Raw genomic sequence first — 22,776 nt, forward strand, 5'->3', positions numbered from 1 at the left:
GACCTGGTTCCAGGTGCTGATGGCGGCGCTGGCCCTGGCCGTCATCGTAGGGGTGTATCGCTGGCGGACCTACCTCCTGCGGCGTCGCACCCGGGAGCTGACTGTCGAAGTAGACAAGCGGACCGCCGAGTTGCAGGACGCCAACCGACGCCTGACCCACCTGGCCACCTATGACCCGCTCACCGGCCTACTGAACCGCCGGGCCATCATGGAGCGGCTCGAGGAGGCCGCCGGTCCTGCCGGACGCGGCAACCGCCAGTTCGCCGCCATCCTGGTGGACCTGAACAAGTTCAAGGCGGTGAACGACACGTTGGGGCACACCGCCGGCGACGACGTGCTCCGCGAGATGGCCGGCAAGATCCAGGGGTGCCTGCGCCAGGGGGATGTCCTGGGCCGCTACGGAGGAGACGAATTCCTCATCTTTCTGCCGGGCGCCGATGCGGGGGCGGTGGATGCGGTCGCCAGCCGCATCGCCGCGCTGAGCTACACCGCCAGCGGCGACGGCACCGTCATCACCGTCACGGCGGCATGCGGCGGGGTGGCCGTTCCCGGCATGTGCGCGCCCATCCTCTCCGCCCTCCTGGCCCAGGCTGACGCGCTGATGTACACGGCTAAGAAGGCCGGTCCGCCGGGCATCGCCACCGCCGCCTATCAGCCGCCGGATTCCTGAAGGCACCTGGTCTGCTGAAACCCGGGCGACGGCGGTGGTCGGCGTCACTGCGCGATCTCTCGATGCACAAAATCTCTGCAGTGGAACCGGGTATCAACGGCTATAATTGAATCAAATGTATTGAAAGGAGGAGGCAATGTATTGGCGATGTGTCCCGTTCAACCTGCTGATCATGGTGTTGTTCGCCGCTGCGTCGGCGGCTTCCCCGACTCTCAAGCCCGTCTCCATCAAAGGATCCGGCGATTTCATGCACGACGCCAAGCTGATGGCGGACGGCGTGTTCGTCGACAAGGGAGCCGCCTGGGACAGCCTGCGCTGCGTGCACTGGACCGAACCGGATGTGTGTTTCGAGCTGGACCTGGGCGAAATGTGCCAATTGTCTGAAATCACGCTGCAAGTGGACAACAACGACGTCTACCGCCTGGATTACTCGGCGGACGGCCGGAAATACACCCCGCTGGTCACCATCTCCGCGGACTTCGGCGAGATCGATGACGGCATGGATGTCTTCAGTTCCGACGCCGGCCACTCCGATTTCGTCGCCGCCCTTGACTTCAAACCGGTCACCGCCCGTTACCTGCGCCTGCAGGCCCTCGAGGGTGACGGCGCCTTCAGTGTGGCGGAAATCCAGATCGTCGGGACGCCTGTGGAGACCGCCTCCGGCTGGCCCTCGGTCAATGGGCATGGCACCTTCAACAACAAGCCCTCGCTGCTGGTGGACGACAAGATCGTCGAGGAGGGCACCGCCTGGACGGATGACCAGACGGTGCACTGGTCCGACCCGGGAGTGTACTTCATCATCGACTTCGGCAAGATCCGCCCCGTCTTCGACATCATGATCCAAGTGGACAATAACGACGACTACATTGTGGACTATTCCGTCGACGGAACGGCATACACTCGGCTGTTCGCCATCGGCGCGGACGATGGCAACGTCACATACGGCATGGACACGATGATCTCCCTCGACGCCCACCCGGCATACGAGCCTAAAATCGACTTCAAGCCGGTCCGGGCCCGCTTCCTGAAGGTCTATGCTCTGGGCGGCGACGGGCTGTACGCCGTCACCGAGGTCGATGCCCGCTGACGGCAGGTGACTGTCGACGGGGGTTATCAGACCGCCGTTTCCATGGGTTTCAGAGACATGGTCCGGTTGCGGCCGGCTTGCTTGGCCTGGTACAGGGCGTAATCCGACAAGCGGATGAAATCAGAAAGTGAAACGGCCTGACTGGGCGTCAGACTGGTGACCCCACAGCTCACGGTGACGTACGGGCTGGCCTTGGAGGCGGAATTGGCGATACTCAGCGCCTCCACCCGCCGCCGCAGATGATCGGCCACCTTGACCGCTCCATCCAGGTCGGTCAGGGGCAGGATGACGGCGAATTCCTCGCCGCCGTAGCGGGCGATCGAGTCTCCGGCGCGGGACAGACCGTCGGCCATGGCGGTTGCCACCGATTTCAGGCAGGCGTCACCGGCCTGATGCCCGTAGGTGTCGTTGAAATCCTTGAACCAGTCGATGTCCACCATGATCATCGCCAGTGGCGTTCCGGCGCGGACGGCCCGCTTCCACTCCTGGTCAATGCGCTCGTCGAACTGTCGCCGGTTGGCGATCCCGGTCAACGGATCCAGATAGGAGAGTTCCAGCAAGGTCCGGTTGGCGTCCTGGAGCTGCCGCGTCCGGGCGTCCACCAACTCCATCAGCTCGTCCTCGCGACGCTGGTGCGCTTGCAGGCGAAGTTTAAAGCCGGCGTACAGCAAACCGACGCCCAGGGCGGCCAGCAGCGCGTACGCCCACCAGGTTGCCCAGGGCGCCGGCCGGATGGTGAACGCGACCTCCACCGGCCCCTTCACGTTGCCTGCGTAGTCGCGGCCCCACACGCGGAACACGTAGTTGCCGTCGGTCAGTCGCCGGTATTCCTTCTTGAAATCGGCGGACCACTCGGACGGCTGGGCGTCGAAGCCCACCAACTGGGCGCGGTACCGTGTGTCCTCCTGGCGGAAGAAGCTCAGCAAGGCGTATTCGAAGTCAATGTTATTTTCATTGAAGGCGAGCGACGCGCCACCCTGAAGCCGCTGGGGGACGGCCTTCCCCTGGACGATCGTTCCCTGGACCAGAAGCGGCTTGGGAGTGTAGTCGCGGGCCTCCAGCCCGGGATCGAAGACGGCCGCGCCGCACACCGTTCCCACCCAGATCCGGCCCAAGTGGTCCACCATGCCGGCGTTCCGGTTGCACTGGTTCAGGGGCAGGCCGTCTTCCACGGTGAATGTGAACACGTCGAATGCCGGCCGCCCCGCCCCGCCACTCCGTTCGGTTGGCGTCAGTCGGACCACACCCTTGTTGGTGAGCATGTAGAGCCGATCTTCCGCATCGCTCAGGATCTTGTACACCGTGTTGTTGGGCAGGCGCGGTTCGGTGGCGTCGGTAAGGGTGAGCGCGATGCGCTCGGGATCGTCCAGATCGATACAGAAGGCGCCGCCGCCGTCGGTACCGGCCCACACCACCGTGCGTCCGTCGGGCAGCGTGGCGGAATGCAGACACTGAATCGACTCGTTCAGCAGGCCTTCACGGCTCGAATACGTCTGCCAGGACGCGCCGTCGAAGCGGGCCAAACCGCGAGCGGTGCCCACCCAGAGGACGGGCGGACTGTCCCCCCGTCGGGTTTGAATCAAGCTGAGCACGGAGTTGTGGGGCAAACCGGACTGCGTGTCGAACACAGTCCAGCGCCCGCCCCCGAAGCGAGCCAGGCCGCCCCGGGTACCGACCCAGAGGAACCGGTCGGCGGCGGAATCGCCGGTTTCCAGCAGGACCTGGATCATGTCATTCGGGAGTAGTCCCGGGCCCGTGCCGATGGTCCGCCAGCCGCCCTGGGCGAAGCGGGCCAGTCCGCCGGTGCGGGTGCCCGCCCAGACCGTCGTCCCGCCACCGGGTTCGGCGGTCGCGGCGAGGCACTGCACGATGTCGTTCGGCAGCGCCCCGGTCGACTGGCTGAATGTGTCCCACCGGGCGCCGGTGAGCCGCACCAGGCCGCCGCCATCGGTGCCGAACCAAACGCTGGACGTGCCGTCGGGCGCCACCGTCTCGAGCAACGAGAGCACCGGCAGCGGGAACGGCCGCTGCACCGGCTGGATCACGCGCCACTGCCCTCCCCGCAGCTCGGCCAGACCGCCGTTGCGCGTGCCGGCCCAGAGGACGGGCACGCCCGTGGTCTGCCGAGTCTCGTGGAGGCTGTACACCGCGTTGGACGGCAGGCCGTCATTGAGTCCCAGATTATGGATGCGCCCCTCACTCAGCCAGGCCAGGCCGCCGCCGTCGGTGCCGATCCAGATGCCCTGGGGATTATCCGACCCGCCGGCGGCCTCGAGGCTGGTGAGATGTACCGAGGGGAGCCCGTCCGAGCTGCCGTACCGCCGCCAGGCGTTCCGGTGGAAGCGGTACAGGCCGCCGCCATACGTGCCCACCCACAGGGCGCGGCTGCCGTCCGGCTCCATCGTCTCCAGAAAACTGTTCACCGACTCGCGCGGAAACCCCGGTCCGATTTCGAACCGCTCGGCGTCCGGACGGAACCGAGCCAATCCGCCTTCCGTCCCCGCCCAGACGGTGACCCGGCCATTGCCGTCGCGCTGGACGTACAATCCCCAGACACGGTTGTGCGGCAGTCCACGCCGGGTGTCGAACAGGGTGCTTCGCCCGACTTCGATCCGCGCCACACCGCGATGGTGAGTCCCCGCCCAGATCACCGGCTCGCGATCCGGGGCCGCGCTGTCGGCCAGCGCGTTGATTCGATCATTCTGGAACGCGTCGGCGCTGCCCGGCAGCGGGGTCCAGCGGCCGTCCTGATAGCGGTGGAGCCCGCCGGCCTGGGTGGCGAACCAGAGGCTGCCGTCGCCCGCCGCCAGGATGGCGCGCACGAAATTGGACCGGGTCCGGTTGGGCATGTCCACACCGTGCCAGCGGCGGCCGTCGTAATATGCCGCGCCGTCCTGGGTGCCGATCCAGAGGAAACCGTGCCGGTCGCTGACGATGGCGTGGACCGTGTTTTGCGGCAGGCCGTCCGAGTCGCGAAACACGCGGATGGAGTAGGTCCCGATGTCCAACAGGCTGGCGGCGTGAGCAGTCGGCGAAACAATGCCGGCGAGTCCGGCCAGACAGAGGGCGAGCGCCGCGAGCAGCCCCGCCCTACGACAGACGGACCGTCGGGCGGATGTCCCCGACATCGCCTGACAGACGCTGTTGCGGATCCCGGATGGCTGCATCATGTTCCTGTGGTTTGTCCTCGAGCCGTCCCTGAATAACCGATCCCGCCGACTTGAAGGAGCTGGTTTGCCTTAATTGTATTCGGACCGCGCCGGGAAAGCAACCGACTTCCCTATTCCGGGCCGCCGCCGAGGTGCACCGCCAGCCTGTGGATCGTCAACGGCGCCGATCCTTCGTAATGGTTGTTCACGTTCAGATAGACATCCACACCGCGGGCCAGGAGATCCTTCACCACTCCGGCCATCCGCCCGATCTCCTCGTCGCGCGGCCTCACGATCCGGTCCCAGCGGTCGCCCGATCGCCGTTCCATCTCCTGACGTTCCGGCCCGTGAAGCCGGACCACCGCCAGACCCCGAACCAGATCCCGGACACGCGCATAGACATCGGCGAGATCGGGCATGTAATACCCCTGGAGGAATACAGGCGTCAGGTCCCGGTCCCGCAGCCATGTGAACGTGTCCCGGTTCAACAGATTCGGGTTGCGCAGCTCGACGCCGAGCGGGATCTGGCGGTCCACCGCGGCGAGGAACGCGTCCAGTCGGTCACGCAGGTCCGTAGGCCGGGGCATGTGTTGGCGATTCAGGTATCCGAACTGAAGCATGAGGACGCCGGTCCGGCTCCGGATCGGCTCCAGACGCTCCAGCACCTGCGCGAAGAGTTCGGGGGAGAGAAAGTGCGGGTTGGGTCGAAGCGGCCCCGTCCGGGAGCGCTCCGGATAGTGGGTCAGCGTCAGGCTGTTGGGCAGTTTGATGGAGAACCGGAAATCCGGCGGGACGGCCGCCGCGTACCGGGCGGCGACCTCCCGGCTGGGCAGAACCAGGCGGTCGGGGGGAAAGAGCGACCAGAACCACTGGTCGATTTCCACCGTCGGGTACTTGGTGGCATACTCGGCCAGATATCGCTCCTTATCACGACCGGTATAGATCAATCCTTGCCAAGAGACGAATTTCCAGCTGCATGTCCCGACGCGCAGACGGCTCATAATCTTGAGCATAACGAAGTTCCTCCCGGCGGGCAAGGGCGAACCGCCCGGCGGCGGTGCGGGCAGAGCCCTTGCGACCCGACGGCCAATCCCGTACAATCGCCGGTCACAGCATCTTTCCGGAGAACGCCAGGCATGGACATCCACTGGAACGGAACCTTCGAAGTCAAGACGTACGAGCTGGACCATAGCGGCCGCCTACCGCTGCCGGCGCTCCTCCACCGTATGCAGGAGGCGGCGGAACACAATGCCGTGGCCCTGGGATTCGGCGTCGAAGAGCTCTTGCGCCGGAATCTCACCTGGATGCTCACCAAATTCCACCTGCAGGTGGACCGTTTTCTCGCCGGTCGACAGCCCCTAACCACCGAAACATGGCCGTCGGGTTTCGAGGGCCGCTACGCCTGTCGCGAATTCCGTTTCTATGCCGGTGAATTCCGCGAGCTGTTCGCCGTCGCCGCCAGCCGGTGGCTGATGGTGGATATCCGGCGCGGCCGCCCCGTCAAGGCGCAAGACGCCTTCCCCGAGTTGTTCCCCTTCGATGAAACCCGGGTGATCGAGGATCCCTTTCCCGAACTCGACCCCGCCGGTCCCGAGGTGCACCGGGCCGAGTTTCCAGTCCGCCTGGCAGACCTGGACATCAACCAGCATGTCAACAGCCTGCGCTACATCGACTGGATCATCGAGGCCGTCCCCGACCGCCTCTGGACCACCCATGGCGTCGGCGCGCTGCAGGTGGAATACCGCCGCCAGTCCGCATATGGCGATACGGTCGTCGCGGCCACCTATCGCGCCCCGGCCGCTGATAGCAAGTCAGCGCCGGTGTTTCACCACGAATTGCGCAATGCGGCCGACGACGCCGTGCTGGTGCGGGCCCGCACGGTCCGCGTTCCATTCAGGTAGTTGTCAGAAAAGCCCAGTCGGGCGCGATCCGTCCGCGACGAACGCGCACCGGGTTCCGGGGCGGCGGCCTTCCGCAACCGCTGCATTGCCCCGATCAATCCTCCGGTGCAAGATCGTGCGGGTCGCGGGGACGCAACCGTTGTCGCAGCGAGTCCGACGGCTCGGGCAGCGTCCAATCCCCCTGCTGACGCCGACGCGATGCCTCCGCCTCCGCGGCCGCCGCCACGGCGGGATCCGGCGCGTCGGCCGGCGCGTGGAAGACCGTCTGGGTGGGAAACGCGAATCCGGTGCCCGCACGCTGCACGATGTCGAGAATTTGGAAGTTCAGCTCCTCAGCCACGCCGGTGTAGGTGTGCCAGTCGGTGGTCAGCACCCAGGCGACCACCGCCACGTCTTTCGACGACGGACCGAAGCCGCGGAAGCGGACACGGATCGTATCGGGGAAGATCCGCGGATCGGCGATGAGCAGCCGCTTGATCTCGTCGATCACCAGCGCCAGTTGGCTGGTCGAGGTGGTGGCGGCCAACCCCAGAACCGGATTGTACAGCATCCGGTCGCGGACGGAAAAGTTGGTGATCTTGGCGCCGGCCGCCAGCGCATTGGGAATGGTCACGAGCGTGCGCTTCATCGTCCGGATGCGGACTGATCGCAGACCCATGTCCTCCACGGTGCCCTCAACGCCGTCCACGTCCACGTAATCGCCCAGTTGGAACGGGCGATCCGCGGCGATGCTCACCGCGCCGAACAAGTTCTCGATGGTCTTCTGGGCCGCAAACGCAACGGCCAGACCGCCGATGCCCAGTCCGGCGAGGAAGCCGGTGACCTCGACGCCCATGGCGCTTAATCCGCCCAGCAGCACGATCACCACCACCAGCGCCTTGAGGAACCGGCCCATGATCGTCGTAAAGCTGGCACCCACCGGAGAGCCGCTCATGCCGGGCCGGACCATGTGGCTGCCCACGATATCCACGATCCGGAACAGCAGCCAGCCGATGCCGACGAGCGAAAAGATCTGGGCGCCGCGCAGGATGATGATTTCGGCGGTGGGCGTCAGGCTCAACCAGAAGGATACCGGTCGGAGCAGCAGCCCCCACATCACGAGGCCGAGCGGCCCGTCGAAGACACGGACCAGCTCATCGTCCCATTTCGTGCGGGTTCGCCGGGCGATCACCCGGCCGATGGCGATCATCACCCGCTCCAGCACTTTGGCCAGCGCCCAGCCGGCCCCCAAGCCCAGCAGAATGGCCAGCCACTGCCACAGCTGCAGGCCCGCAAACGTCACGGACAACAACGTACCGGGCAGATAGTCGCCGATCCAGCCATACCCGTAAACGCCGTATAAAAAATCGATGTATCCCACCGTCTCCGGGGCGAATGTCCAGACGTTGCCGAGTTGCGGATCCTGTCGCAGTCTCATGGTCAGCGGGACCATTCGGCCGTCGGCTTTGATCTCGGCGAGCACCTCCCGGTCCTCGGGCACGCCTTCCTCGGGAACACCGAACGCTTCGCCGGAAAGGGCGTCGGGCACCACCACCTTGGTGCGCAGCAGCACCATCATCAGCCGCCGGGCCAGCAGGACTCCGCGGGTGGGCTGCGCGGACGGCTCGGTGTCTTCCAAATCCAGATAGTGAGCGGCCTCGCCGAACTCGCCCCGGAGGGCGGCGTCCATGAAGCCGTTGTACGACGCCCGCGGGCTGTTCCGATGGACCAGCGGCGGCGCCGGTCCCAGTCCCGAGTTCAGGGTATCGGCACCGGCCAGCTGTTCGCCCTGGACCAGCAGGCGGTACCAAACCGCGGCATTGGAGACGTTCTGGCGGGGAAACAGCCAGGCCGTTTCCCCGGTCTTCTGGTCCAGCGTCCGGCGAAACCAGAGCTCGCCGGACGTGCCGGCGGAGTCGAAGCGAAAGACGGACACGGCCTCCGTTCCGGAGCCAACCCCCGACTCCGCCTCGGACAACTGCCGGCCCACCAGGGCATCGTTCACCTTCAAACGCCGCAGCAGGGTGTAGAGCTTCTCGGACACTTCGGCACCCACGCGCCGCTGTTCCGCGTCCTCCACCTCGGCCAGATCCAGCAGGTGGGCAGCCAAGACGAACTGTCCAGCCGCGCAGGCGTCCCAGAAGGTGCGCCAGCTCTCCGACGGCGTGTGGCGGAGCACCGCCGGCGGTTTCGGGCCCAGGCCGGGATTGATCGCCGGCCGCTCCATCGGGACGGGCGCCTGCGCCGCGACTCCGACCCACACAACGACCGCCATCACCGCCAGCCACACGCAGCGGCCGCCGAAGATGCGTGACCTCTCGACCATGGTCTCCCTCCTCGACCCGATGCGGGAGGCGGAACCGTCGTGCAGCCGGTTCCGCCCCCGGCGGACTTACCGCTTGTAGTAGTCCGGATACGCCGGCTGCCGATGCGTGGGCAGCGGATTCCGGTCCATCTCCTGAAGGAGGATCTCCACCGCCTTTTCCAGCTGCGCGTCGCGACCCTGGCGCCAGAGGAACGGGTCGAGTTCCACATCGACGTCCGGCGCCGTGCCGTAGTTTTCAACATCCCACTGGCCCTCGGGATTCCAGAACGCCACGCGGGGCGCCGTCACGAAGCCCCCGTCTACCAGAGCGGGATAGTCGTAGATGCCCACCAGTCCGCCCCAGGTGCGTTTGCCCACCAGCGGCCCCACCTTGGCCCGGCGGAAATACCACGGCATGGCGTCGCCGCCGGAACCGGCGTATTCGTTGATCACCATGACTTTGGGACCGAAAATCGCGCCGGTGGGTGTGGTGAAGCACTCGCCCTCGCGGGTGGCCCAGAAGTTCATCAGCGGACGACCCAGCAGATCCACGATATAGTCCGCTGCATAGCCGCCGCCGTTGTACCGCTCGTCCACCACCAGGGCCTGCTTGCCCACTTGGGCAAAGAAATAGCGGTTGAAGTACGTGTAGCCGCCCGCCGCCGTGTCGGGCAGATAGACATAACCGATACGACCGCCGCTCAATGATTCCACCCGGCGCCGGTTGCCATCGATCCAGGCCCGCTGACGCAGAGCGGTCTCGCTCGCCAGCGGCTCCACCACGACGTCCCGGGAGCCGGTGCCGTCGGCATGGGGTCCGACCGTGATGCGGACGGCCTTGCCGGCGGAGTTCTCGAAGAACTGGTACACGTTATCGGTGGCCCGCACATCCCGACCGTCCACCGCCAGCAGGTACTCCCCTTCCCGGACATTCACACCGGGCTGGGTGAGCGGCGCGCGCAAGCCGGGATTCCAGTTTTCACCATGGTAAATGCGGGCGAAGCGGTGACGTCCGTCGGCCACTTCGAAATCCGCACCCAGCAGGCCGCCGGGCACCCGGTTCACCGTCGGCAGGTCGCCGCCGCCCACGTACGTGTGGCCCAGCACCAGGTTGCCGAGCATCTCGCTGAACAGGTAATTCAGGTCGCCCCGGCTGGCCACGGCGACCAGATACGGCTCGTACCGTTTCTCCGCCGCGCGCAGGTCCAGGCCGTGGGCGTTGGGATCATAGAGGAAATCGCGCTCGATGCGCCAGACTTCGCGAAACATCTGCCGCCACTCGGCGGGCGGGTCCACCCGGACCTCCATGGCGGCGGTGGCCAGCCAGGTCTCGCCCGGCTTGAACGGCTGCCCCGCCGGCGCGATGGCCCAGCGGGCGCCCTGTTGCAACAGCATCTTCTCGCCGTTGTGCGACAGGGCGAATGCGCTCACGCCGTCGGCGATCAATTCGGTCTTCCGCTTCTTCAGATCATACAGCTGGATTTTCTCCCGGATCGGTCCGAACTGCGGCAACAGCTCGCCCTCGCGCAGATAGACTTGGCCGGCCTTGCCGGTCCACAGGCCGGAGTAGTTGCGCGCCGGCAACGGCAGGGCCAGGATCCGCTGGTCGAGGGCGTCGAAATCGATCCGGACTTCCGCCGGCTGGTCCTTCGCCTTCTCTCCGGCGTCACCGGCGGGTTTGTCTGCTTTTGCCGAATCCTCGGCCGCCGGCTTCTCGCCCGGTTTTTCCCCTGCCTTGCCCGCCTCATCTGTGACGGATTCCTCGTCGCTTTCCGGAGCGAGCGGAGAGGGCGCGTCCTTCTGCAGCACGATCACATATACGCTCCGGCTCACCGGCCGGTTGTAGCTCGACAGGTCGAGCCAGGCGGTCGTGGGGCCGATGTCCGTGCTGGCGGTGAAAAAGAGGTGCTTGCCATCCCGGTCGAACGCGGCGAAGCGGGCGTCGCTGAGTCCGTCGGTGAGCTGACGCTTCTCGCCGGTCTCCAGCGAGTACACGCACACCGCCCGCATGTGGTTGGCCAACTGTCGGGTGTAGGCGAGCCAGCGGCTGTCGGGGGACCAGGCCGGGTCGAGGGTCCGCTCGGGTTTGTCGTATGTGTCGGTATCCACCTTGACATTCTTGCCGCTGGCCACGTCGACGTACCAGAGGTTCAGCCGCTTGTCGGTGTACGCGATTTTCTTGCCGTCCGGCGACCAGGCCGGATTGTAGTAGAACGACGGCGCGTCTCCCAGGGCGATGCGCCGCGTCTCGCCGGCGCCGCTCTGCTCGATCAGGTGGATGGCGTATTCCCCGTCCGCGTCCGACAGACAGGCGATCCACTTGCCGTCCGGCGACCAGGCCGGGTCGCGGTCGGCCGCGCCGGAGCTCCGGGTGAGGTTGCGCACGTCACCCTTTTCGGCGGGCACCGTGAGCACCTCGCCGCGGGCGCCGAAGACGGCGCGCTTCCCCGTGGGGGACAGCCCCGCCGCATCAATCCGCTCGCCCACCTTGACATAGCGCGGCCGGACACCGGGCATATCCCCGGCGAGTTGGATGGGCACGGGCCGGGATTTGCCGGAACCGATGTCCAGCAGGTGCAACGAACCGAACTGCTCGTAGACGATGGCGCCGGGGCAGGCGGCGGCCGACTTGATATCGAAGCCGCTGGCGCTCACCACCTCCCGAACCTGCCGGTTGCGGGTGTCATACGCATAGAGGTTGACCGGCCCCGTCCGGTCGGACAGGAAGTAGATGGTGTCGCCCACCCACATGGGGTTGAAGTCGTTCCAATCCTTGCGCGGCAGCGCCTCCACCCGCGAATCGGCCAGGTCGGCAATCCATACCGGCGAGGCCATGCCCCCGCGGTAGCGTTTCCAGGTTTGGAAGGCGCCCGGGAGCGGCACGTAGGCGATCCGCCGGCCGTCGGGCGAGTAGGAGCCCTGGTAGCCCATGGGCAGGGGAAGCGCCGTCGGCATGCCGCCCTCGGTCGAAACGGTGAACAGCTGCGATGCCCGGCCCGCACTGCTTTCCCGATTGGAGACGAACAGAATCCGCTTTCCGTCCGGCGCCCAGCCGGCGACGGTGTCGGCGGCCGGATGCCACGTGAGGCGCCGCGGATGGCCGCCGGTCGCCGGCATCAGGTAGACGTCCGGATTGCCTTCGTACTGGCCGGTGAACGCCAGCCACTTGCCGTCCGGCGAGAACGCGGGGCTGGTTTCACTGCCCGGTCCGTCCGTGAGGCGACGGGCGCTGCCGCCCTGCCGCGGCACGGTCCACAGGTCGTCGGCGTAGGTGAAGACGACATCGGTCGCGTTGACCGTGGGATGCTGTGGCAGCAGGACCGTTTGCGCCAGCGGGCACACCCCGAAAATCACCGCCAGGCACACGGCCCCGATCGCAATCCGAACCTTCATGGACGCACCTCCGTGTGGGGATTGGCAGAGCAGCCGTGGCTGCCGCCACGGCAAACACAGCCATTGTAGACCAGGAGTCGAGTCAAGGGAACCCGCAAACAGGCGTCGGCTGCCGAAACGGATTCAATCCCCCAGGATGTCTCCGGGCGCCAGGTGCCAGTGCAGCGTCATGCCCCCGGGGGCGAATGTGCCGGACAGCCGCGCGATGCCCGCCTTTTTCATGGCAAAATCCCGCCCGAGCCGGCCCGTCAATTCGGCCACCAGCAGGCCGCAATCCGGCTCGTGCCCCACCAGCAGCAGCGGATCGGGCAATGGCCGCAGGGCGGCGAACACCCGTTCCAACTCCTCCAGCGAGGCGCCGCAGGCCAGCGCATCCAGACAGCGGACCGGAAGGCCCAGCGCCTTTCCCGCGATGGCGGCGGTCTGGGCGGCCCGCGCCAGCGGGCTGGACCACACGGCCGCCGCCCGAAGCCGGCCGTCCCGGACGAGCTGCTGGACCACCCGTCTGGTCCGCCGCTTTCCCTCGGCGGTCAGCGGCCGGTCAGCCTCGGGTCCGGCCCACTCGCCGCGCTCGGCCGCGATGCCGTGCCGCATGATGTACAGCTCCATGGCACGCCTCCCACAGGTTTGGCCAATCATCGCCGGCCCCGCCCCCCGTTCCTGAATGGCGATGCACCACTGCGTTGACAGAATGCGGGGCGGAGGTGATCGAGCCGCAGGCGGTCACGGTCGCCGGATCACTGCTCGAAACGGCTCAGCACCAAGCAGGCGTTCTGGCCGCCGAAACCGAATGAGTTTTTCAGCGCCAGCCGCACCGTCGCCTGACGGGCCTGACCGGGCACGTAGTCGAGATCGCACTGCGGGTCGGGATTCTCGAGATTGATGGTGGGATGGATGATCCCGTCCAGGATGGTGCGGACGGTGGCCACCGTCTCCATGGCTCCGGCGGCGCCAAGGGCGTGGCCGAACATCGATTTGGACGAGCTGATGGGCACCTGATACGCGCGTTCACCGAACACGTGCCGAATGGCGCGGCTTTCGATGGCGTCGTTGAGCAGTGTGGATGTTCCGTGGGCGTTGATGTAGTCCACGTCCGCCGGGCTCACGCCGGCGTCTTCCAGCGCCCACCGCATGGTCCGCTGGGCACCCATTCCCTCGGGGTCAGGCTGGGTGATGTGATAGGCGTCGGAGCTGCAGGCGAAGCCGCACACCTCGGCCAGGATGCGCGCGCCCCGGCCCACGGCGTGCTCCAGCTTCTCCAGGATCACCACCGCCGCCCCCTCGGCCATGACGAAGCCGTCGCGGGCGGCGTCGAAAGGCCGGCTGGCGCGCTGCGGCTCGTCGTTGCGTTTGGACAGGGCGCCCATCGCGGAGAAACCGGCGATGGGGATCTCGCTGACCATGGCCTCGGCGCCTCCGGCGATCATCACGTCCGCCTTGCCCCGACGGATGTATTCCGCCGCCTCGCCGATGCCGAACACACCCGACGCGCAGGCCGCCACGGGTGTGGTGATGGGCCCCATGGCCCGGGCGGTGTAGCTGACATGATACGACGGCATGTTGGGCAGGGTCGAGGTGATGGCGAACGGGCTGACGCCGCGCATACCCACCTCCCAGAAGCGGCGGGCGTTGTCCATCGCCCAGTCGAGGCCGCCCATGCCGACGCCGATGGCCGTGCCGGTCCGCTCCTCGTCCGGCACCGGCACCGGCAGCCCCGCATCGGCCAGGGCTTCGCGCGCGGCGGCGATGGCCAGTTGGGCCACCCGGGCCATCCGGCGCGCTTCCTTGAAATTCATGTACCGGGCGGGATCGAACCCCTTGACCTCGCCAGCGATGTGCACAGGCACCGTGGATGAATCAAACAGGGTGATGGCGCTCACCCCGGACCGGCCGGCGACCAGGCCGGCCCACGTGCTGGCGACGTCGAGACCCAGCGGGGACACCATCCCCATGCCGGTGATGACTACACGGGTTCGATCGTTCCTCACAAGTTGCTCCCTTGTCGTGTTCCTGCGAAAATCCGGGATTCATGCCGTGCGAATCGGCCGGCTGCGGGCGGCCACCTCGGGGGACAGCGGCGGAATCCAATCAGCTCCGCATTGTATAACGCGGCTGCTGCCGAATCAACTTCATTCTCCCGCCGGGGCCGAGCGCCGATCAGGTGGCGCACTGCTGCTCCATCGTCTCCATGGCGCGGCGGAGGTTGTCCATGAACGTCTGGTACGCAGACCCCTCGGCGCCAGGCGCCGCCGGTGCGATGGGCGCGCCGTAGAACACCTCGACGCGGAAGCGGCGCAACCGGCTCAGGCGGAACAGCCGGGGCAGCTTGTGGCCGCGGGGGTAGACATCGTAGGTTCCCTTGATGTAGACCGGCACGACCGGCACGCCCAGCTCGCAGGCCAGGATGGCCACGCCGTTTTTGAGTGTCTGGATCCGGCCGTTGGCCGAACGCGTACCTTCCGGATGCAGGTACAGGATATTCCCGTTGCGGAGCACCTGGGCGCCCGCCTGGAGCGCCTGCAGGACGTCACCGGCTCGATCCACCGGGATCACCCGATGGATGGCGCTGAGCAGACGACCCACGATATTGTTGTACACTTCCGTCTTGCCGATGACGAACGCCTTGCGCCGGATTGCTGCGGGGAGTGTCCCCACCACGGCCGGATAGTCAAAGTAGCTCACGTGGTTGGGGGCCAGGATGAACGGCCCGCTGTCCGGCAGGGCGTTGAGGTTGTGACCCCGCAGGCGGTAGAACACCTTGCCGATGAAGGTAATGAAGCCGTAGTCCAACGGCTCGAGCCACCCGGCCAGCCACCGGACGATGGGACGGACCGGTAAACCGCTCCATGCGGCGGTGACATTGTGGATCGCAGCCCGCCAGCCGGTGAAATCGCCGTCCGCCACGGTCTCCGCCGACTTCACCGCCTCCAGCACGTCGCCCAGGTTCTGCATCCAGCCCAGGTTGTCGGCCTGCAGCCGGATATGCAGCCGGTTCTCCAACTGGGCGGTCATCTCCAGCACCGCCAGCGAATCCATGCCCAAGTCCAGGTAGAGGCTGGTGGCGGGCGACAACTCATCCGCGATGAGGGGCCGACCCAGGGCGCCGGAACAGGCGGCCAGGACCGCCTCCATCTCCGGCGTGCCCATGATCTCGCGCTCCGCCAGAGTCTGGGACGGACGGCTGACGCCGGCGACGAGCGGCCCGACGCCGTCGGTGTGCTCCAGCCAGGCTCGCAGTTCGCCCCGCTTGATCTTCCGGGTGCTGGTGCGCGGCAGCGGCTCCATCCGGATGGTCATTCCCTGAGGGCGTCGGTAAACGGGGAGCAGCCGGGCCAGCCGCTCCATGTCACGGGTGATGGCCGCGGTCCACTCGTTCTCCGCCGTCTTCTTCACCAACTCGGGCGACGGCACCACCACGAGGTGGATGCGCTCCGCCCCGGCCGGCCCCACGCCCACCGCGGCGGCCTCGGTCAGACGGGGCGAACGGCTGAAGAGCTGGTCTAGTTCATCCGGCGCGACCTTCTTGCCGGACGCCAGCACGATGACGTCCTTGGCCCGGCCGGTGATGCGCAGGTTGCCCCGGGGGTCGATCCGGCCCACGTCGCCGGTCCGGTACCAGCCGTCGCCGGTTTTGGCGGAGGCGGTGTCCTCGGGATTCCGGTAATATTCGCGAAACACCGAACGGCCCCGGACGGCGATCTCGCCGCTCCCGTCGGACGCGGGTTCCAAGATCCGCACCTCGGTGTCGCCGAACGGCCGCCCCACCGAACCGATGACCTTTTGCGGCGTCGGTGGATTGATGATGATGCCGCCGCTGGTCTCGGTGAGGCCATACCCCTCCTGGAACTCGTAGCCAAGGGCCAGGAAGCGCCGGATGGTCTCGGGCCGGGCCTTGGCTCCGCCGCAGATGAAGCGCTGGATGTCGGGCGCGAACTCGTGGTGCAGATGGCTGAAGAGTCGGCGCGACGCCTGCACGCCGCCCAACCGGTAGGCCAGCCAGCCGATGCGCAGCAGCACGGCGAAGATGCCCCGCACCAGCAGGCCGCGGGCGTGCACCTTGAGCAGGATTCCCTTCAGGAACGCGTCGAACAGCAACGGAATGCCCGCCAGGTGGGTGATTCGCTCATCCTTCAGCGCCGCGACGATGCGGGCCGGCTTGAGCGAATCGAGGAACACCACCGTCGAGCCGGCGGCGTGGCAGCTCAGCACCCCGACGAAGACGAAGATGTGGTTCAGGGGCAGGATGGCCAGCAGGCGCGAGGCGGGCCCCACACCGATGGCCGGAACGTTCTGCAGCGTCTGGTTGAGAATGTTTCCGTGGGTGAGCACGACGCCCTTGGATCGACCGGACGTCCCGGAAGTGTAGATGATGGCCGCCGTGGAGTCGGCCGTGGCGGGGCTCACCGCCAGCGGCTCGTGCCGCCGGAAACGCCGCACCCAGTCGTCGTCCAGCACGAAGTACTCGCGGATGTCCCCCGCCGCGGTGAGCCGCTCGGCGAACCGAACGAATCCCGCCGAGACCAGCAGAACCGCCAGCGACGCTTCTCGCACGATGGCGACGATCTCCTCCTCGGTCTGGCGCACGTCCAGCGGCACCACCGTTGCTCCGGCCGCGGCGGCCGAATAGAAGGCGATGCTCCAGAGGGAGCTGTTCTCGGCCAGGATTCCTACGTGCGGCAGCGGTGCGCCGGCCAACCGCGCCGTCAGAAAGGCGGCGCCCCGGCCGGACAGGTCCAGCACCTCGTTGAAGCTGAAGGTTCGACGGATGTCGCTGAAGGCATCCACCAGGTGGGGGGCGGCGCCGTAGCGTTCTGCGCCGGCGGTGAGCAGGTCGTACAGGCACTCTGGATTCACGGTGCGCCTCTCCATGTTTGGTTTGTCCATCATACGCCATTCGGCTGCGGGAGCCAAACGGGATTCTGCATGGGGAGACCGTTTGGAGCCGCCGGCTCAACCGGAACAACCGGGGGCAGGATATAATGGATATGTACCCATCCAGCACACCGATGGTGCCGCGTATCCCGTTTTCCGGCCGGGGCTCGGCGCGTCACCGAGGAGGTTCCATGGCTCGCGTATGCGTCGTCTGCATTCTGATCGTCTGGTGCTGCCAGGCGGCTTGCCCGGCGGCTTGCCCGGCCGCTGAAACCGGTCAACTGGAGCGACTTCGCCAGGACAACGATGCGCTCCGCCAGCGGGTGGAGACACTGGAGCGGTCTCTCGCGGAGACGCGTGCCATTGTGGTTCGCCTGACCGAAGCCGTCGCGTTGACCGTTGCGGAGCAAGCGGCGCCGGCGGCCGCCCCGGCCGCGTCCGCACCGCCTGCCGCGCCTCTTACGGTCGAGAGCCTGGCGCCCCCGCCCCCGCCACGCCTCCAGATCTACGGCAACGTCGAACTGGATTTCGCCTGGGACTTGGACCGGAATCAACTGGGCGAACCGGAACCCGACCCGCTGGAGAACACCACCTTCGATCTCTCCCCGCGGCCCAGCCGTCTGGGCGCCCGGTTCCACCTGCCGGGGCCGGCCGGCAGCGCCGTTACAGGCCGGGTGGAGACCGATTTCGTGACCGCCTCCGGCACCGAGAACTCGCCCAACCTGCGCCTGCGCCACGCCTACACGGAAATCGCCTGGGCGGACAGCGGCTTCAGCCTGCTCGGCGGGCAGACCGACGACATCATCGCGCCGCTCCAGACCGACACCATCGATTACCCCGCCGAGCTATGGCCCGGCGACGTCGGCTACCGTCGGCCCATCCTGCGCGTCTGCCAGACGTTCGGATCGGACTCCACCCGCCGGTTCACGCTGGAAGGGGCCGTGGCCAAGGTCACCGGCCTGATCGAAGACAACCCAGCCGCCCCGGTGGCATCCACAGTCCGAATGCCCGCCGTCCAGGCCCGCGCGGCCGGCACGTGGCCGCTGTTCGGCGGCCACGGTTCCACGTTCGGCGTGTGGGGACACTTTGGAAGCAAGAATTACCATCTCAATCCCGCCGGCGACCAGGTGCAGCTGACCTCCTGGTCTGTGGGCATGGACGCGGATATCTGGCTGACGCCGCAGCTCGAGATCATGAGCGAGTTCTGGCGCGGCGTCACCATGGACACCTACTACTGGGCGGACCAGATCGAAGTGCTTCCTGGCGGCTCGGCCTACCGGAGCGTGGACAGCATGGGCGGTTGGGCCACCCTGACCTGGCGGCAGTCGCCGGCGCTGCGATTCAACCTGGGCGCCGGTTTCCACGACCCCGCCGACCACAAGCTGGACGGCGCGGAAGAATTCACGCATATCGTGAGTTACTTCGGCAATTTCTTCTACGACTTCGACGATCACTGGGAAGTGGGGCTGGAATTCTCCTGGTGGCATGCCGCCCAGCTCGACGGCTCCGATCACAGCAAACGCCGGTTCGGCGGCACCTTCCTGTACCGATTCTGAGTCCGGTTCAAAACAGAAAGCTCCGGTGGAGCGCTGGAGCGCCCCACCGGAGAACAACAGGCGATGGCAACGAGTGCCTCAGTCAGCGGCCAGGAGTTTCTTGATCTGAGCGACCAGGGCCTCCTCGGAGCCGGAGCCCACCTTGATATCGGCGATGCGGCCCTGCTTGTCGATGACGACGAGCGTGGGGATCCCGCTGATGCCGTACTTCTTGAATTCATCCCCTTTGTCGGAGACGGCGATGGGATAGGTGATCTGGAACCGGCCCAGGAACTCCTGAATCAGGGCGCGCTCCTGTTCCGGCGGCACCGGCCCCTTGTTCTCCCGCTCGTCGCGGTAGTTGCCGTACAGCTTGGTGAAGCCGATGATCACCAGCCCCTGATCTTTGAGTTCATTGTAGGCCTTGACCAGGTTCGGGATGACGGCGCGGCAGGGGGGGCACCACGTGGCCCAGAAGTCGACGAGCACCACCTTACCCTTGAGCGCCTCGAGGGTGAGCGACTCGCCATTGAACCATTTCTCGGCGGCGATCGCCGGCGCGGGCTGCCCCAGCATGTCGAGCTGTTGCAGCGCCGATGTCACGCGGTCCTTGCCGGGGGCGTCGGGCAGGGCCAGGTACTTTTGCCCATAGGCTTTCCGATCCGCCGGGTTGTCCGCGGACATGGCGAAGAGCATCCACAATTCATACAGCTCGCTGTTCTTCGGCAGGCGCTCCTCGACGGACTTGAAAAGGGTCAGCGCCTCGGCGGTCTTGTCCGTCATGAGCAGCAGCCCCACCTTGAGCAGGGCGGCGGCATCATGTAGCGGGGATCTGGCGGCGATCAGCGCGTACACCTTCGCCATGGCGTCGGGGATCCGGTCCAGATCGGCCAGAATCTTGCCGCGCGTCAGCTCCAACTCGTCGCTGGACGGATCCGCGGCATGCTTCTGGAGCAAGGCTTCCAAGTCGGCGGTGCGGGCCTTCATCATTTCCTGGAACGCTTCCCGGCTCTTGATGGTGGGCAGCTTTTCCTCGTACTGTTTCTGCAACGCGTCGTATTCCTGGTTCAGGGTCGCGGCCGTCTCCGCAGGTGCGGCGCCAAGCGCCGCCGTTCCGAGCAGCAGGGTCACAATGATCAACAAGTGTTTCATGCGCTCAACCTCATCGTGGAATGTGCCGAATCGCCCCGGACGACGGGCGCGAAAGATCATTTACGTGATTTCGGACCCGAAGTTCAAGTTATTTATGATTCCGCCAACGGTGTCGGGTTTCGGTTCCGGGTTAATGGCTGGTTTGTCCCATCGATGTGCCGGCGGTGCCGCCATCGGGAGACCGCCGGCGGAACCAGAAGTACACGGGCACCCCGGCCGCCAGCGTGAGCAGCCCGATGCCCGATTCCAGAGGCCGTTCACCGAAGGCGAGGGCCAGTGTCGCCAGCGCAGCGAGGATGTAAGCCGCCGGCACCACCGGATGGCCAGGCACGCGGGCCTCCGCCACCCCCTGCCGGCGCAGTTTGAACACGCCGGCCACCGCCAGGATGGGAAAAATACCCAGACAGAAGCCCATGTAGGTGAGGATCTGGTCGAAGGTGCCCAGCAGCGCCATCGCCGCCGCCACGAGACTCTGGAGGAGGATGGCGCGGTCGGGCACGCCGCGACGCGGATGGACCGCCGCGGCGAAGCGGAAGAAACAGCCGTCGCGAGCCATGGCATAGTACACGCGCGGGCCGAGGATGATGTAGGCGCTGAGCGATGAGAACAGGGCGAACGCCACCATCACGGATAGGGCCGCTTCGAATTCCGCGCCGAACAGACGGCCGGCCGCGAGCCCGGCCACGGCGATCTTGCCGGATATGTCGCCCGGCGGCAGCGCGTAGAGATAGAACAGGTTCAGCGCCAGGTACGTGAGGATCACCGCCAGGGTGCCGCTCACAAGGGCCCGGGGCATGGTCCGCCTCGGATCGCGGATCTCGGATCCGATGTACGCGGCCGCGTTCCAGCCGCTGTAGGCGAAGCCAATCCACATCAGGGCCAGTCCCATGGTCATCCAGCTTCCGAGTCCCGATCGGAGCGGCGCCCCCTGCCCCAGGTGCGCCCAGTCGCCGCGCCCGACGGCCAATCCGGCCACCACCAGGCCCATGATGAGTAGCACCTTCAACACGGTGAGGCCGTTCTGAATCCGCGCGCCCAGTTCCAGTCCCCGCATGTGAATGATGGTGAACAGCAGGATCACCCCGATGGCGTAAAGCCGGGGCAGCGCCGCGACCTCCGTCGCCGCCGGCAACAGCCCCCAGTGGAGCAGGTTCGGAAAGGCCTGGGTCAGGTAGGCGGTGAAGCCGATGGCCGAGGCGGCGATGGGTGCCGAAAAGCCGGCGAAGAATGAAATCCAGCCGCTCAGGAAGCCGAGGACCGGATGGAACAGGCGCGAGAGAAATACGTACTCGCCCCCCGCCCGCGGGATGGCCGCACCGAGCGCCCCGTAGCAGAGGGCGCCGCAGAGGGCGATCGCGCCGCCCACCGCCCAGAGAATCAGCATCAGCCGGGGATCACCCAGATCCTTGAGCAGCAGGCCGGAGGTGGTGAATATCCCCGCCCCGATCATGTTGGCGATGACGATGCTGGTGACGGAAAAGAGTCCCAGCTGGCGGCGCAATCCGTTCTCCGACGGCAGCGATCCCATGACAGGGGGTCTCCCGGGCCGGCGAGTCTTCCGTACTGCGAGACTATACGGGCGTTTGAGTCGGAATGTTCCACAAGGATCCGCACGTTGGGTCCGACCGGATCGGCGGCTGCCTGGACACTGATGCGAATTTCAGCCGGACGCATCCGGGGGATCGGCGTCGCTCCGTCACGCGCGCAGGCAAAGCTTGCCCGACAGCCGCGAATCATCTAACATGGATTTGCTGAGTTGTGAATTTCAACGGAGGTGGGTCACATGAACCGATGGCTGACCGTTGCCGCAATCGCCGCGGCCTTGACTGCCGGCGTGGCCGCGCAGAGCGAAGCCACGCTCAAGCAGTATTTCGAAGGCCGGAAGGTGGTGGTGAAAATCAACCTGCCGGCGACGAAGGACGGCGCCGACGTGGACGTGTTTCCCACCGGCCGGGTGCAGATGGATTACAAGAGCTACGGCAACCGGTTGAAGACGTTCGGAGTGGCCCTCCGTGACGGCGATTCGGTCTTGGTCACGCTGATCAAGGTGAAGAAGAACCAGATCGAATTTCAGCTCGGCGGCGGCGGTTACGGCACCGCCGGCGACGAGACCGACACCAGCGTCCATTTCACGCCCGCGACCAAGTCCACCCGCGAGCAGGATCTGGAGAAGCAGTTGGACGCCGAGAAGGATCCGCGGCGCGCCCGGGTGATCAAGGACGAGTTGGACACCCTGCGCTGGCAGCGCGAGCGCGATGACGACCGCCGCCGTCACCAGGCCGAAGCGGAAGCGGCGGTCCGCGTCGAGCGGATCCAGGAGAAGCGGCTGGCGGGCGGCTCCCGTTTCAACCTGTACTACGGCGACCGGCTCTCGTCCGACGACATGAAGCCGGAGCGTGTCGTTGCCGCCCTGTCCCAGTTCCTGAGCTTCCCGTGGCTGGAAGAGCCGGCGGCGCCGGAAGCAGCGCCCGCCGCGCCGTCTGTGGGATCCGCCCGCACACCGCCGGCCGACCCGGTCCAGTCTTTGCGCAAGGGCCTCACCCGGACCGACGTGGAGGCGCTGCTCGGCAGCCCCCGTTCCATGAACGAAACCATGGAAGGCGGCCTGAAACTGCTTCACTGCGTCTATGAAAAGGGCGACAACCGTGTCGAGGCGGTGTTCACCGAGGATGTACTCATCCGGTACACCATCTCGTCGCGTTGACGGCTTCGCGACAGCAGGAGCGCACCGCT

The 22,776-nt window shown here is 66.6% G+C and carries 14 protein-coding genes; 5 read left to right on the top strand and 9 right to left on the bottom strand.

Annotated features, from left to right (window positions below; genetic code table 11):
- Together GX414_04285 and GX414_04290 are read left to right on the top strand one after the other, a co-directional pair.
- The coding region (locus GX414_04285; protein NLI46306.1) for a GGDEF domain-containing protein at positions 1-670 on the top strand (670 nt) is incomplete at its 5' end.
- Between the two features lie 136 nt (positions 671-806).
- On the top strand, positions 807-1,757 hold the full coding sequence (locus GX414_04290) for a hypothetical protein (protein NLI46307.1): 951 nt from the start codon (positions 807-809) through the stop codon (positions 1,755-1,757).
- A gap of 26 nt (positions 1,758-1,783) precedes the next feature.
- Here the strand turns inward: GX414_04290 and GX414_04295 are convergent, their stop codons facing one another.
- Together GX414_04295 and GX414_04300 are read right to left on the bottom strand one after the other, a co-directional pair.
- Entirely contained in the window at positions 1,784-4,927 is a 3,144-nt protein-coding gene (locus GX414_04295; GenBank protein NLI46308.1) for a diguanylate cyclase, read from the bottom strand.
- A gap of 110 nt (positions 4,928-5,037) precedes the next feature.
- Complete coding sequence (locus GX414_04300; GenBank protein ID NLI46309.1) at positions 5,038-5,919, bottom strand: DUF72 domain-containing protein; 882 nt, start codon at positions 5,917-5,919, stop codon at positions 5,038-5,040.
- Positions 5,920-6,042: 123 nt separating this feature from the next.
- On the opposite strand from GX414_04300, the gene GX414_04305 reads away from it, so the two are divergent.
- Positions 6,043-6,807 (top strand): hypothetical protein, encoded by a 765-nt coding sequence (locus GX414_04305; protein ID NLI46310.1) that lies wholly within the window; start codon positions 6,043-6,045, stop codon positions 6,805-6,807.
- A gap of 94 nt (positions 6,808-6,901) precedes the next feature.
- Here the strand turns inward: GX414_04305 and GX414_04310 are convergent, their stop codons facing one another.
- From GX414_04310 to GX414_04330, 5 genes are all read right to left on the bottom strand, one after another.
- Positions 6,902-9,112 carry a mechanosensitive ion channel family protein gene (locus GX414_04310; GenBank protein ID NLI46311.1) on the bottom strand — a complete coding sequence of 737 codons (2,211 nt, stop codon included), beginning with the start codon at positions 9,110-9,112 and terminating at the stop codon, positions 6,902-6,904.
- A 66-nt stretch (positions 9,113-9,178) separates the two neighbouring features.
- Positions 9,179-12,484: a protease gene (locus tag GX414_04315; GenBank protein NLI46312.1), complete on the bottom strand. Its 3,306-nt coding sequence runs from the start codon at positions 12,482-12,484 to the stop codon at positions 9,179-9,181.
- 123 nt (positions 12,485-12,607) lie between these two features.
- Positions 12,608-13,093 carry a hypothetical protein gene (locus tag GX414_04320; GenBank protein ID NLI46313.1) on the bottom strand — a complete coding sequence of 162 codons (486 nt, stop codon included), beginning with the start codon at positions 13,091-13,093 and terminating at the stop codon, positions 12,608-12,610.
- A gap of 128 nt (positions 13,094-13,221) precedes the next feature.
- A complete protein-coding gene (gene fabF, locus GX414_04325) occupies positions 13,222-14,472 on the bottom strand; it encodes a beta-ketoacyl-ACP synthase II (GenBank protein ID NLI46314.1) in 1,251 nt (416 codons plus the stop codon).
- 169 nt (positions 14,473-14,641) lie between these two features.
- Entirely contained in the window at positions 14,642-17,371 is a 2,730-nt protein-coding gene (locus tag GX414_04330; protein NLI46315.1) for an AMP-binding protein, read from the bottom strand.
- Positions 17,372-17,547: 176 nt separating this feature from the next.
- Here GX414_04330 and GX414_04335 point away from each other — a divergent pair, with 176 nt between their 5' ends.
- Positions 17,548-18,912, top strand: a complete 1,365-nt coding sequence (locus GX414_04335) for a hypothetical protein (GenBank protein NLI46316.1) — start codon at positions 17,548-17,550, stop codon at positions 18,910-18,912.
- A 78-nt stretch (positions 18,913-18,990) separates the two neighbouring features.
- Here GX414_04335 and GX414_04340 read toward each other — a convergent pair whose 3' ends face one another.
- Together GX414_04340 and GX414_04345 are read right to left on the bottom strand one after the other, a co-directional pair.
- Positions 18,991-20,043, bottom strand: coding sequence for a TlpA family protein disulfide reductase (locus GX414_04340; GenBank protein NLI46317.1), 1,053 nt, complete (start codon positions 20,041-20,043; stop codon positions 18,991-18,993).
- A 130-nt stretch (positions 20,044-20,173) separates the two neighbouring features.
- A complete protein-coding gene (locus tag GX414_04345) occupies positions 20,174-21,571 on the bottom strand; it encodes an amino acid permease (protein NLI46318.1) in 1,398 nt (465 codons plus the stop codon).
- Between the two features lie 255 nt (positions 21,572-21,826).
- Here GX414_04345 and GX414_04350 point away from each other — a divergent pair, with 255 nt between their 5' ends.
- On the top strand, positions 21,827-22,747 hold the full coding sequence (locus tag GX414_04350) for a hypothetical protein (protein NLI46319.1): 921 nt from the start codon (positions 21,827-21,829) through the stop codon (positions 22,745-22,747).
- Positions 22,748-22,776: the final 29 nt, after the last annotated feature.

This window comes from Acidobacteriota bacterium (assembly GCA_012517875.1).
Classification (GTDB): Bacteria; Acidobacteriota; JAAYUB01; order JAAYUB01; family JAAYUB01; genus JAAYUB01.

Coding starts and splice junctions, on each gene's coding strand:
- GX414_04335 (NLI46316.1), top strand. CDS start 17,548: ATGGCTCGCGTATGCGTCGTCTGCATTCTGATCGTCTGGTGCTGCCAG.
- GX414_04295 (NLI46308.1), bottom strand. CDS start 4,927: ATGATGCAGCCATCCGGGATCCGCAACAGCGTCTGTCAGGCGATGTCG.
- GX414_04350 (NLI46319.1), top strand. CDS start 21,827: ATGAACCGATGGCTGACCGTTGCCGCAATCGCCGCGGCCTTGACTGCC.
- GX414_04340 (NLI46317.1), bottom strand. CDS start 20,043: ATGAAACACTTGTTGATCATTGTGACCCTGCTGCTCGGAACGGCGGCG.
- GX414_04315 (NLI46312.1), bottom strand. CDS start 12,484: ATGAAGGTTCGGATTGCGATCGGGGCCGTGTGCCTGGCGGTGATTTTC.
- GX414_04305 (NLI46310.1), top strand. CDS start 6,043: ATGGACATCCACTGGAACGGAACCTTCGAAGTCAAGACGTACGAGCTG.
- GX414_04320 (NLI46313.1), bottom strand. CDS start 13,093: ATGGAGCTGTACATCATGCGGCACGGCATCGCGGCCGAGCGCGGCGAG.
- GX414_04290 (NLI46307.1), top strand. CDS start 807: ATGTATTGGCGATGTGTCCCGTTCAACCTGCTGATCATGGTGTTGTTC.
- GX414_04345 (NLI46318.1), bottom strand. CDS start 21,571: ATGGGATCGCTGCCGTCGGAGAACGGATTGCGCCGCCAGCTGGGACTC.
- GX414_04310 (NLI46311.1), bottom strand. CDS start 9,112: ATGGTCGAGAGGTCACGCATCTTCGGCGGCCGCTGCGTGTGGCTGGCG.
- GX414_04330 (NLI46315.1), bottom strand. CDS start 17,371: ATGATGGACAAACCAAACATGGAGAGGCGCACCGTGAATCCAGAGTGC.
- GX414_04300 (NLI46309.1), bottom strand. CDS start 5,919: ATGCTCAAGATTATGAGCCGTCTGCGCGTCGGGACATGCAGCTGGAAA.